Genomic DNA, 12164 nt, shown 5'->3' with positions numbered 1-12164 from the left:
TGGCGAGTTCCCATGAATATCAAAGGCATTCTGTTCGCCCTGCTGGGCTTTGCGATGTTTTCCGTCCACGACGTGGTGGTGAAATACCTTGGGGCGCAATATTCGCCGATCCAGATCTTGTTCTTCGCGGGCATGTTCAGTTTCCCGCTGGTGACCTTTCTGTTGATAAGCGACCCGACGCGGGAAAACCTGCGCCCGGTTCATCCCTGGTGGGTCTTGGTGCGGGTTCTGGCATCGCTTGGTGCCGGGTTGCTGGCATTTTATGCATTTTCGGTGCTGCCCTTGGCCCAGACCTATACCCTGTTGTTTGCGGCACCGATGCTGATCACCGTTTTGGCCATTCCCGTATTGGGCGAATCCGTTGGCCCGCATCGTTGGGCGGCGGTTTCTGTTGGTCTGGTGGGGGTCATTGTGGTGTTGCGCCCCGGTGGGCAGGAATTGAACCTAGGGCATTTGGCGGCGGTTGGTTCGGCGGCCTGTAATGCGATGGCGTCGATTGCGGTGCGCAAGGTCGGCAAGGACGAGCGCGCGGTTGTGCTTCTGCTGTACCCGCTGGCGGGGAATTTCATCCTGATGGGATCGGCGTTGCCCTTTGTCTATGTGCCGATGCCGATCGTTGATTTCGGCGCGCTGGGCGTGATGGCGGTGTTGGGCTTCTTTGCCAGCATGTGCATTATCGGCGCGTATCGGTTCGGCGAGGCCGCGATTGTCGCCCCGATGCAATATTCGCAAATCCTCTGGGCGACGTTTTTCGGGTTTCTGCTGTTCGGCGAAAGCCTTGACCAACCGACAATGATCGGCGCCGGGTTGATCATTCTGTCCGGTCTGTACATCGTGTATCGCGAAAGCAGAGGCGGTACATCGACCAATACGCCGGTGCTGCGCAACCGGACCCGTGGTTTCAGCCCCAGCAGCCTGCGGATTTCACCGCTGTTGCGGCGGTGGAAAGACAATTGAATCTGCTTGCAATATGCAAAGCACCGATGTAATTCGCCCGTCACGGTTCGGAGTGTAGCTCAGCTTGGTAGAGCACTGTCTTCGGGAGGCAGGGGCCGGAGGTTCGAATCCTCTCACTCCGACCAATTTCCCGTCCTTTGATCAGTATATGCGGTGTGTGATGACCGCTGTGTGATGACCGGGGCATGACGCCCCGGCCAGCAGGGTCAGAACGTTTTCGAGAGGGAAATCTTGAACGTTCGTCCCGGTGCCTTGCGCGTCGATGACGAAAGATGGCCGACATAATCGAGGTCCAGCGCATTTTCGAGACCAACACGCACCTCTGTACCGTCAAGCCAACCGCCGTTGTCCGGCCGCCATGTGGTGCGCAGGTTATGCACGGTGGCATTGGCCAGATCGTCGCCCGCTGAATCGCGCCGGTCGGCGGCGTGGACAATTTCCCAGCTGACATCCAGCATGTCATCCCATTTGCGCCCCACCGTCAGTTGCACCCGGTCCGCCGGGCTGTTGCGCCATGTGGTGTCCGTGCCATCGGGATTGAATTCCGTGCCATCGCCCATGTGACCGGCAAGATCGAAATACACTCCACTGGACAACCCGTAAGAGGCCTCAATCTCGAAACCCTGGGTTTCGACGCTTTCCAGCGAAGACGAGGTCGACCCCGATGAGGTGTAGCTGGTGATGTCCCAAAGCGTGGTTTGATACGCCGTGCCGCGCAGGGTCAGATTGTCGCCGCCTGCAAATACATCGGTGCCGGTATATTCCGCCCCAAGTTCGAAGGTCTGGGATTTTTCCGACATGGTCATCCGGTCCTGTGCCGTGGCGCTGGCGCCCAGATCGTCGATGATCGGCAGACCTTCGGTATAGGCCGCGCTGCCGAACACGGACAATCCATTGCCGAAATCATAGGCCAATGCCAGACCACCCATCAGCGCGTCGGTTTCATAATCACTGGGGTAGGTCGTGCCGGTGCTGGCGTCGACCAGGCTGTTGGCGCTTTCGATTCGCGACTTTTCAAACCGCAGGGCCGGGGTGATAGTGAGCTGTCCGACGGTCATTTCATCCACCATGAACATGGCAAACCGTTTGTCGCTGCCGCCCGGCGCGCCGGCGGCGCTGTTGTCGGCGCGTTCGCGGTGCTGGACCTCGATCCCGGCCAGCATGTCATGGGCAACAACGCCGGTGTCAAACAGCGCGCGGTTGGACAGCGTCAGCTTGGTTGTTTCATACCGTTGATCGGCGTTGACCGTGCTTACAAGGAACGGAAAGGTCGGCGTGCCTTCCAACGGCGACGAGCCGGGCACATATTCATATTCGATCTTCTGATCGGCGTAAGACAGGTTCGCGCGCAGGTCGATCAGGTCATTGCCGGGGTTATAGCGGTATTCCAGCACGGTCTGTGCGGTGTCGGTCACCCGGTCAACATTGCCGAACATGCCGCCATCGGTGGCAAATTGATCGTAGGGCACATCCTTGTCGTCGGCGACGGTGCGCGAATGGCTGAACATGAGCGAGTGGTCGTCGTCCTGGCCAAAGGTGAAGCGCCCCTTGGCAAGGTAGGACGGCGTAGTAAAGGCGCTGTTGCCGATGGTGTCACCATTGCCGTCGGTCAGGTCGCCCTGATTGCGATAAGTATAGTTCAACAGGAATTCAGCGCCTTCGCTTGGCATCCAGGCCAGGTTGGTCGAGCTGGTCAGCCCCTCGCCATTCGACGAAAACTCCAACGTTTGCGAGCCGCCAAAGCCCAGTTCACCACCGGTGAAATCCGATGCGTCCTTGGTTTCCAGCTTCACCACGCCGCCAACAATGCCCGATCCATAGGCAAAACTGCCGATGGTGCCGCGCAGCACCTCGACCTCGCGATAGAGCATGGGGTCGGTGAACAGCTGTGTGCCGATCCGATACAGTTCTTCCGAACCGACAGATGCACCATCGACCTGGACCGCGATTTTCTGGTCCGTGCCATAGGTGGTGTTCGCGCCAAAGCCGCGAATGTTGATGCCGGACCCCTGGGGCGTGGTGCCATTCACCAGCGTCACGCCGGGGACGGAATCAATCAGCTGTGCGACGGTGCTGGCCTGTCGGTCCTGAATTTCCTCTTCGCCGACAACGGTTCGGGCCAGGGCGGTGCCAAAGCTCAGATCGCGTTTGCCGCCAGTCAGAACAAGAGTGCCAAGAAAGCCGGGGGTGTTGTCCTGGGCAACAGCGGGGAGAGCCAAAGAAATACAGACAAGCGCGGTCGAGCCGCGCAAGAGGGGGGTAAGCATATGCGCCATCCTTAGAGGGGGGTTGGGCCGTAGCTTGCACAGGCTGGCGCGGCGAATTGTTATGTGTGTGAACGATTGTGATCGTGACGGGTTGCAGCGTTAATCCAATCATACTAAAACAGTCAAGTATTTTGAGAGAGCCACGCACCAATCTGAATCGTTTTGCTTTGGGCGCAGCAATCGGACAACAGACCCCGATCCGAGGACGCCCATGCAAGAACAGATCATCCCGACCCCCGAAGCCATTCGCACGTTTTTGGCTGACAACCCCAAGACACGCGCCCGCGACGCCGCCCAGAAGCTGGGCATTGCCGAATGCCAATTGGTGGCGGCCACTGTCGGCTATGGCGCGACGCGCATCACGGCCCACCCCGATCAGCTTATCCCCGCGGTCGAAACGCTGGGCGAGGTGATGGCGCTGACGCGGGTGGGCGATTGTGTGCATGAAAAGGTTGGGGCCTACGGCAATTACCATTCCGGGCCACATGCGTCGATGACCCTGACCGAGGATATCGACCTGCGGATCTTCCCATCGCATTGGGTCACGGCCTTTGCGGTTGAAACCCCGACCAGTTCGGGTGTGCGCCGGTCGGTACAGGTGTTTGATGCGGCGGGTGATGCGGTGCACAAGATCCACCTGCGCGACAGCTCGGACCATGATGAATGGTCGTCACTGGTGTCGGATCTGGCGCTGGGGGATCAGACGCTGGAGCAGGCGGTGGAGCCGCGCAAACCCACCGAAGCGGCAAAGTCGCGGCCCGAAAAGGCCGATGTGCTGCGCGCAGAATGGGCCAAGCTGACCGATACTCATCAATTCCTGCGCCTGTGTTCCAAGTTGAAAATGAACCGGCTGGGCGCCTATCGCATCGCGGGCGCGCGGTTTGTGCGTCAGCTTGCGCCAAGTGCCGCCAATGAAATGTTGACGGCGGTGCAGGCCGGGGGCTTTGAAATCATGCTGTTTGTCGGCAATCGCGGCTGCATTCAGATCCATACCGGCCCGATCGTCAATCTGCGCGCCATGGGCCCGTGGCAGAACGTGATGGACCCGCGATTCAACCTGCATCTGCGACTGGACCGCGTGGCAGAGGTCTGGGCGGTTGAGAAACCCACCAACCGCGGCCCGGCCGTGTCGGTCGAAGCCTTCGATGCCGAGGGCGGATTGATCTTTCAGGTCTTTGGCGTCGGCAAAGAGGGCCGGGATTCACGGCCAGACTGGAAACGGGTTGTGGCGGCGCTGCCCTCGCTTGAAGCGGTGCCAGCATGATCGGGCGGCAAATGCGGTCCGCGTCAGTGCGGTTGATGGGTGCGTTGGGATTGGCGGCGCTTCTCAGCAGCGGGGCTAGTGCTGAAACGACAACAGAGCCGGATGTGCTGTCGATTGGCGGTGCGGTGACCGAAATCGTTGTCGCCCTGGGCCAGCAGCATCGACTGCGCGCCCGCGACACCACATCGACCTATCCGTCCTCGGTCACCGATCTGCCGGATGTCGGCTATATGCGTGCGCTGTCGCCTGAGGGTGTGCTGTCCGTCGCCCCCGGTTTGATCCTGTCGGAAGAGGGCGCAGGCCCGCCCGAGGCGCTGGATGTGATCCGTGCGGCAGATGTGAATTTTGTCGAGGTACCGGGCGGCACAACGGTTGACGGGATCGTGAACAAGATCATGACCATCGGTGCCGCGCTGGACGTCACGGATCGCGCCGGGGCCCTGGCCGCAGAGGTGCGTCAGGCGATGACCGACGCCATGGCGGATGCCGACCGCCCCGAGCAGGACAAGAAGCGGGTGATGTTCGTGATCTCGACCCAGGGCGGGCGGATCAATGCGGCCGGCACCGGCACCGGGGCGGATGCGATCATTCGCATGGCCGGTGGCATCAACGCGGTGACGCAATATCATGGCTACAAGCTGATTACGGACGAGGCCGTCGGCATGGCCGCGCCGGATGTGATCCTGATGATGGATCGCGGCGGCGATCATGGTAAATCCGACGACGATCTGTTTGCCATGCCCGCCATTCAGCTTACTCCGGCGGCGCTCAGCCGGTCCGTGGTGCGGCTGGACGGTTTGATGATGCTGGGGTTTGGCCCCCGCACCCCCGAAGCGGTGCGCGCCCTTAACGATGCGCTATACGGAAACGGAGCCTGACCCATGGTTGCCCTGTCCGAAATTGCCGCCCCCCCACAGCGGGACCGGCTGTCGCGTGCGCGGGATCTGCATTGGCTGTTGGCCGGGGCTTTGGTGCTGGCCTGTTTCGCCAGTCTGGAGGTCGGGGCGACCGATGTCCGGCTGACGGCGCTGTTGTTCAAACTGATCCAGGGCGAGGCGCTGAGCCAGATTGAGCGCGTGGTTCTCTGGGATATTCGCCTGCCCCGGTTGGCGATGGGCGTGCTGGTCGGCGCGGCGCTGGCGGTGTCTGGCGCTGCGATGCAGGGGCTGTTTCGCAACCCGCTGGCCGATCCCGGCATTGTCGGTGTCGGGGCGGGGGCCGGTCTGGGGGCGATCTTGGCGATTGTGCTTGGGGCGATGTTGCCGGAATGGCTGCGGGCGTGGACCGGCAATCAGTTGATCCCGTTTGCCGCCTTTCTTGGCGGGTGGGGGTCGACGATCCTGCTGTATCGCGTGTCGACCCGCCATGGCCGCACCTCGGTCGCGACCATGCTTTTGGCGGGGATTGCGCTGGGCGCTTTGGCGGGGGCCTTGTCCGGTGTGCTTGTCTATGTGGCGGATGATCAGCAATTGCGCGATCTGACGTTCTGGGGGCTTGGCTCTTTGGCGGGGGCCAGCTGGGCCAAGGTGTTTGCCGCCGGGCCGCTGATCCTGTTGGCGATTGGCGTCGCGGCCACATTGGGGCGCGGGTTGAACGGCCTTGCGCTGGGCGAGGCGACAGCGGCGCATATCGGCATTGATGTGCAGAAAATGAAGAACATCGCAATTCTGGCCGTGGCCGGCGCCACCGGCGCAGCCGTGGCGGTATCGGGCGGCATCGGCTTTGTTGGCATTGTGGTGCCGCATCTGCTGCGGCTGATCTCTGGCCCGGATCACCGTACCCTGCTGGTCAACTCAGCCTTGCTGGGCGCGACGCTTTTGATCCTGGCGGATGTCATCGCCCGAAGTGTCATCGCACCGGCGGAATTGCCGATTGGCATTGTGACGGCCGTTTTGGGTGCGCCGATCTTTTTGTGGATTCTGTTGCGGCGACGGGGGATGGTCGACCTATGAGTTTCGAGGCCCATGATATTTTCGTGCGCTATGGCCGCCGCAGCGCGTTGCGCGGCGTCAGTCTTGTGGCCAAGGCAGGAGAGGTGACCGCGATTGTCGGCCCCAACGGATCGGGAAAATCGACCCTGTTGGCGGCGATGACGGCCTCGGTGCCTTATGACGGGTCGGTGCGGTTGAACGGCCGGCCGGTGATCGACCAGAAGCCATGGGAATTGGCCGCGCAACGTGCCGTCCTTCCCCAGGAGTCGCGGCTGGCCTTTCCCTTTTCCGTGATCGAGGTCGTGCGCATCGGGCTTCAGGCCGGCACTGCCGGAAATTGTGCCGAGGTGCCGATGCAGGCGTTGGACCGTGTGGGGCTGGCGCATTATGCGAACCGCAGTTTCCATGAATTGTCCGGCGGCGAGGCGCAGCGCGTCATGCTGGCGCGTGTTCTGGCACAGGTTTGGGTGCCGGTTGAAAACGGACAGCCGCGTTGGCTGTTGCTGGATGAACCGGTGTCGAGCCTGGACATTGCCCATCAGCTTCAGGTGATGGAGCTGGCGCGCGATTTCGCGCATGCTGGTGGCGGTGTGATTGCGGTGATGCATGATTTGAACCTGACGGCGCTGTTTGCCGACCGGGTGGCGGTTCTGGCCGGGGGGCAATGTCTGGCCACCGGCGCACCACGCGATGTGTTGACCGATGGTGTCCTGTCTGATGCCTATGGCTGTGCGTTGCGGGTGTCTGCCCCGCCGCCGGTTGATGTGCCCTATATCCTGCCGCATGCGGCGTCTGCCTAGGAAAGATCTGAATATGTTTCGCGGTGCTCTTTGTGCGATTTTTGCACTTTCGACGGCGGTCCAGGCCCAGCCCACCGCCAATCCACCAGCCGATATTGTGCTGTTGGGCGAGGTGCATGACAATCCCGATGCTCATTTGGCTCAGGCCGCTCGTTTGGCCGATCTGAAACCCACGGCGGTGGTGTTTGAAATGCTGACGCAGGCACAGGCCCAGCAGGCCGCCGAAGACCCGGCGCGCATCCCGGACATCTGGGCCGAGGGCGACTGGCCGGATTATGCGCTTTATTCGCCGATCTTTGAGGCCTTGGGCGATGCGCAGATTGTCGGGGCGGCCGCCCCGCGCGCGGACATTCGCGCCGTCTATGGCGACGGAGCCGCGGCCCTGTTCGGCGCGGATGCCGGACGATTTGGATTGGATCGCGCCCTGCCAGAGGCGCAGCAATCCGCGCGCGAAGAGATGCAGTTTGATGCCCATTGCCAGGCCATGCCGCGCGCGATGATGGGCGGCATGGTGGCGGTGCAGCGATACCGCGATGCGGTGTTTGCCCGCGCGGCCCTGATGGCGCTGGACACCTATGGTCCGCCCGTCGCGGTGATTGCGGGCAACGGTCATGTGCGCACCGATTGGGGGGTGCCGGCGTTGATCGCCCTTGCGGCGCCCCAGACCCAGACCTGGGCTGTCGGCTTTGTCGAAGACGCAACCGACGTGCCATTTGACGAAAGCCATGTCGTGCCGCCGGTTGATCGGGATGACCCCTGTGCCGCGCTGCGCGGCAAAGATGGAGAGTAAAAGATGTTCTATTTTCGAAACCGCGCCTTGGCCGCTCTGGCGATTGTTGGGTCGGCTGCCGCGATGGCCCTGCCGGAAATCGCCCCCGCCGAATCCACCCCGGCCCAAAGCCCGGCGGAAACCGATCAGGGCAGCCATGTCACGCTGGAGCTGAATTCCGTGGCCCAGGTCGACGGCGCCTGTCAGGTCAGTTTTCTGATCCAGAACGGCCATGCCGCCGATATCACGTCGGCCATCTATGAGGCGGTGTTGTTTGACACCTCGGGCGGGGTTGACCGTCTGACCCTGTTTGATTTCGGGGCCTTGCCCGCCGCGCGCCCACGTGTGCGCCAGTTTGTCTTGCCGGGCCTTGATTGCAGCGCGCTGGGCCGGTTGCTGATCAATGGGGCCGAAACATGCACCAGCGACGGGCTGGCCCCGGATGCCTGTGGCCGCGATCTGGAATTGCGCAGCCGTATTGATGTGGAGATTCTGGGATGATTGCCGCCGTTCGTGAAACCATTTTGCACATTCTGGACCTTGGCGGGCCTGTCGTGTTGCTGCTGTGTCTGCTGTCGATCATTGTCTCGACCGTTGTGATCTACAAGCTGTGGCAATTCACGGCGGCGGGCGTCGGGCGACACAAGGCTTTGCAACAGGCGGTGGCGGCCTGGGACCGGGGCGATCAGAGCGGCGCGCGACTGTATCTGGATCAATCGCGCAGCTATCTGCGTCCGGTTCTGGCCATGGCGCTGAACGGCCAAACCGACGGCGCGCGGTTGGAGGCCGAGGCTGAATCCCGCTTTGCCAGATTGGAACGCGGTTTCCGGCTTTTGGATTCGGTGGCCCAGCTTGCCCCGCTGCTTGGGCTGTTTGGCACGGTTCTGGGGATGATTTCGGCGTTTCAGGCCCTGCAGGCCGCTGGCGCGCAGGTTGATCCTTCTATTCTGGCGGGCGGTATTTGGGTGGCGTTGTTGACCACGGCGGTGGGACTGGCGGTGGCGATGCCAACCGCGCTGGTTCTGGCCTGGCTGGAATCGCGGATGGATGGCGACCGCGTCCTAGCCCAAACCGCGTTGCGCACAATTCTGGCACCGGATCAGGGCCGTAGAACAACCGAACAGACAGAGCCCGCGTCCTCTTCGGTGCCATTGCCGGAGCCTGACCATGCGTAGACGCGCGCGACGGCGCAAGTTGTCGATGACCTCGTTGATTGATGTCATCTTCTTGCTGCTGTTGTTTTTCATGTTGTCCTCGACCTTTACCCGTTTTGCCGAGGTTGAACTGGCCGCCGGCGGGGCCGGTGGCGGAGTGGTGGAAAACGGTGCAAAGCCGGTTTTTCTGTCGCTGGGACCGGACAGTTTGCGGGTGAATGGCACCGATCATGATCTTGCGGCGCTGGCAGAGGCCGTCGCGGCATTCAAAACCGATGATGTTGCGCCGCTTAGCGTGTTGGTCGCGATGCGTGGTCCGGTGACGGCCCAACGGCTGACTGATCTGTTGGCGGCATTGCGTCCGGTTGCGGGGGTACGGGTCACCGTATTGGAAACCACATGACCATCAGAGCCCGCCGCAAAGACCGAGAGCCGACAACGGCACTGATCAACATTGTGTTCTTGATGCTGATCTTCTTTTTGGTGGCCGGTACTTTGGCCGCGCCATTGGACAAGGATCTGAAACTGGTGCGGGTGGCCGAGATCGAAGGCACCGCGCCCGCCGATGCATTGGTGGTCCATGCCGATGGCCGCATGACCCATCAGGGCCGGGCGGTCGCATCGGCGACTGAATTTCTGGCCGCTGTTCCCGAAGAGACCCGGAACCGGGTGCGTATTGTGCCAGATCGGGATCTGGCGGCCAGTGCATTGGTGCGCATTGGGCGGGATTTGCGGGCGGCTGGCGCGGAAAGCGTTGTGATTGTTACGGAAAGGGCGCTGCAATGAAGATGACATCGCGCGCGGCGAAATTGGCGGCACTTGCCACGGCTTTGGTGGCGCATGGGGCATTGGCATTGTCGCTGGTGACACCAGAGAAGGCCCTGATGGAAGGGGCCAATGGCGCGGCAGAGGTGCGGCTTGGCAATGCGTTTGCCGATATGGTGGCGGGGGTTGCCACGCCTGAACCGGCCGAGGTTGAAACACCGCGCCCCAAGGTGGACACCGCCAAAGCGCAACAGCCCCCAGAGGCGGCGCAACCGGCGGAGCCAGAGACATATGCCGAGGCCGCCGAACCGGTGCAACCCGCACCAGATGCCGAGGCCCGCCAGCCCGCCGAACGGGCACAAGCGGTTGAGGCCGCGCAAAAGGCAAAGGCGGCGCAGGCCGCAGAGGTGGAACAGCCCGCACAGGCGCAAAACGCGCCAGCGCCGACCGCCACCGAGGTTCCCGAGGATGTGACCGTCGCGCCGGGGCGCGCGGTCGCGGCACTGCAACCGGTCAAGTCGGCCAAGCCTGCGAAAACGGTTGCCACGACCGCAACCGCCGCCGCCCCTGCGGCCTTGGCCCGCCCTGTGCCGCCGCTGATCCCGGACACGTCGGTGTCAGAGGTCGCGCCCCCGACAGAAACCCCAGCCGACCCCCTGATCGAACCCCGGGCCGTGCCCCTGACCGGGACAGATCCAGAGGTTGCCACGGTGACCCGGTCGAAGCGTCCGAAAATGCGCAGTGCGGAATTTGCCGAAGCCCATAAACCCGCCACACCCCCGGCACCCGTCGCCCGCACGTCCCCGAAGAAGCAGCCGACAAAAACCGCGGCGAAACCCAAGACCCCCAAGGGCAATGCGGCCCAGAACGCCCGCGCCGGCGTGGCCAATGGCACCGCCATGGCCAAGGCACAGCAAAGCGGCAGCGGCGGGCGCAAAAAATCCGCGGGCAACGCCGCGGTCAGCAACTATCCGGGGCTGGTCATGCGCAAACTGTCGCGGGTTGGCAAGCCACGTGTGAACGCGCGCGGGGCAACGGTGGTTGCCTTTACCATCAGCGGAAGCGGCGGATTGGCCTCGGTCTCTGTCGCGCGCAGTTCGGGGTCTTCGGCACTGGATTCCGCCGCCATGCAATTGGTCCGCCGCGCGGCACCCTTTCCGAAGCCACCCAGCGGCGCAAGACGCGGGTTTTCGATCCAGATCAAAGGTCGTTAGTCGCCCGGTTAATCGCCCAGTCAATCACCAAGTGGCTGTGGCCCTGTCCGTCCGTGATAGGCGGTCAGGGACGTCTGAATGCGGTGCAGGTTTTCGGTGGCCTTGTTGGGCAGTGCCTGGGCCACCGACATGGCCAGCGCATCCACCAGGATAAGGTGAATGTAGCGTGACGCTGTCGGTTTGTGGATGTCGATATCCTCATGCACATCCACCAGGATCGGGATGGTACAGGCCTTGGCCAGACGGGTGTCCGGCTTGGTGATGCAGATCGTGGTTGCCCCATAGCCGCCGGCGATTTCCGCCGCGCTGACGATGGCGTCGGCCTCGCCGCTGGCGGAAATCAGCAACAGCACATCACCGCCGGTCAGGGTCGCGGCCCGCATTTGCAGGATACAGCTGTCGTTCACCGCAAAAGAGGGCACGCCAAGACGGAAAAACCGGTTTGCCGCTTCTTGGGCAATCACCGATGACCCGCCACCGATCCCGGCGCACAACAGATGGCGGCTGTCCAGCAGGGCCTGTTTCGCCAGATCCAGCGCACCGGTGTCCACCTGATCGCGCATTTCTATGGCCTTGGCAAAGATCGTGCACAGGATCTGATCAATTGCGCCATTGCCGGTCGGCGCGGAAAGACCGGGAGCGGCCGAAAGATATTGCTGGCTGACAGCCAGATTCTGCGCCAGCCGCAGCTTGAATTCGCGAAAGCCGTCACAGCCCAGGGTGCGGCAGAACCGAATGACCGTCGGCGTGCTGACACCGCAATGGCCGGCAAGCTGGGCAATGGTCATGGCGCTGATGTCCTGAAGGTGGGCCTTGACGTAATCAGCGACCTTCTGTTCCTGCGTCGCCATTTTGCCGTCATGGCGATGCAGAGCCGAAATGACATCGGTAAAGCCAGATGTTCCCTTTTTCGGCGATAGGGTGTCTGCGCTTGGTTCGTTCTGTTTTTCTGCCATGGAATCCCAGTGTAACGCCGACGGGCGTGTACCTTAGGTAAGATATCAGGCTGGGCTTGCCCAGATGCCCAGGGTGAAAAGCTGGAT

General features: G+C 62.3%; 13 protein-coding genes and 1 tRNA gene. 12 read left to right on the top strand and 2 right to left on the bottom strand.

The window, feature by feature from the left end:
• The first annotated feature begins 12 nt into the window (after nt 1-12).
• Nucleotides 13-957, top strand: a complete 945-nt coding sequence (locus tag Q4577_RS06490) for a DMT family transporter (RefSeq protein WP_244684299.1) — start codon at nt 13-15, stop codon at nt 955-957.
• Between the two features lie 48 nt (nt 958-1005).
• Nucleotides 1006-1082 (top strand) — tRNA-Pro (locus tag Q4577_RS06485).
• An 81-nt stretch (nt 1083-1163) separates the two neighbouring features.
• On the opposite strand, the gene Q4577_RS06480 is transcribed toward Q4577_RS06485, so the two are convergent.
• Nucleotides 1164-3224, bottom strand: coding sequence for a TonB-dependent receptor (locus Q4577_RS06480; RefSeq protein ID WP_303468888.1), 2061 nt, complete (start codon nt 3222-3224; stop codon nt 1164-1166).
• Nucleotides 3225-3435: 211 nt separating this feature from the next.
• Here Q4577_RS06480 and Q4577_RS06475 point away from each other — a divergent pair, with 211 nt between their 5' ends.
• The 10 genes from Q4577_RS06475 to Q4577_RS06430 are packed head-to-tail and all read left to right on the top strand — an operon-like array spanning nt 3436 to nt 11121.
• Entirely contained in the window at nt 3436-4488 is a 1053-nt protein-coding gene (locus tag Q4577_RS06475) for a hemin-degrading factor (RefSeq protein ID WP_303468886.1), read from the top strand.
• A gap of 11 nt (nt 4489-4499) precedes the next feature.
• Complete coding sequence (locus Q4577_RS06470; protein ID WP_303468883.1) at nt 4500-5366, top strand: hemin ABC transporter substrate-binding protein; 867 nt, start codon at nt 4500-4502, stop codon at nt 5364-5366.
• Nucleotides 5367-5369: 3 nt separating this feature from the next.
• The gene (locus tag Q4577_RS06465) at nt 5370-6440 is read left to right on the top strand and encodes an iron ABC transporter permease (RefSeq protein ID WP_303468881.1); all 1071 of its coding nucleotides are present in this window, start codon (nt 5370-5372) and stop codon (nt 6438-6440) included.
• Nucleotides 6437-7219: a heme ABC transporter ATP-binding protein gene (locus Q4577_RS06460; protein ID WP_303468880.1), complete on the top strand. Its 783-nt coding sequence runs from the start codon at nt 6437-6439 to the stop codon at nt 7217-7219. The genes Q4577_RS06465 and Q4577_RS06460 overlap by 4 nt, the downstream gene beginning before the upstream one ends.
• 13 nt (nt 7220-7232) lie before the next feature.
• Nucleotides 7233-8009, top strand: a complete 777-nt coding sequence (locus Q4577_RS06455) for a ChaN family lipoprotein (RefSeq protein WP_303468878.1) — start codon at nt 7233-7235, stop codon at nt 8007-8009.
• Nucleotides 8010-8012: 3 nt separating this feature from the next.
• The gene (locus Q4577_RS06450; RefSeq protein ID WP_303468876.1) at nt 8013-8489 is read left to right on the top strand and encodes a hypothetical protein; all 477 of its coding nucleotides are present in this window, start codon (nt 8013-8015) and stop codon (nt 8487-8489) included.
• Nucleotides 8486-9163, top strand: coding sequence for a MotA/TolQ/ExbB proton channel family protein (locus Q4577_RS06445; RefSeq protein ID WP_303468875.1), 678 nt, complete (start codon nt 8486-8488; stop codon nt 9161-9163). Before Q4577_RS06450 ends, Q4577_RS06445 begins: the two co-directional genes overlap by 4 nt.
• On the top strand, nt 9156-9545 hold the full coding sequence (locus Q4577_RS06440) for a biopolymer transporter ExbD (protein ID WP_303468873.1): 390 nt from the start codon (nt 9156-9158) through the stop codon (nt 9543-9545). Before Q4577_RS06445 ends, Q4577_RS06440 begins: the two co-directional genes overlap by 8 nt.
• Nucleotides 9542-9928, top strand: a complete 387-nt coding sequence (locus tag Q4577_RS06435; RefSeq protein ID WP_303468872.1) for a biopolymer transporter ExbD — start codon at nt 9542-9544, stop codon at nt 9926-9928. The genes Q4577_RS06440 and Q4577_RS06435 overlap by 4 nt, the downstream gene beginning before the upstream one ends.
• Nucleotides 9925-11121: a TonB family protein gene (locus Q4577_RS06430; protein WP_303468871.1), complete on the top strand. Its 1197-nt coding sequence runs from the start codon at nt 9925-9927 to the stop codon at nt 11119-11121. The genes Q4577_RS06435 and Q4577_RS06430 overlap by 4 nt, the downstream gene beginning before the upstream one ends.
• A gap of 20 nt (nt 11122-11141) precedes the next feature.
• Here the strand turns inward: Q4577_RS06430 and Q4577_RS06425 are convergent, their stop codons facing one another.
• Complete coding sequence (locus Q4577_RS06425) at nt 11142-12077, bottom strand: MurR/RpiR family transcriptional regulator (protein ID WP_303468870.1); 936 nt, start codon at nt 12075-12077, stop codon at nt 11142-11144.
• Between the last annotated feature and the right edge of the window lie 87 nt (nt 12078-12164).

This window comes from Marinovum sp. 2_MG-2023, from assembly GCF_030548265.1.
Classification (GTDB): Bacteria; Pseudomonadota; Alphaproteobacteria; order Rhodobacterales; family Rhodobacteraceae; genus Marinovum.
Note: the sequence above shows the minus strand (reverse complement) of the source record. Positions and strands in the feature narration are given on the sequence as shown.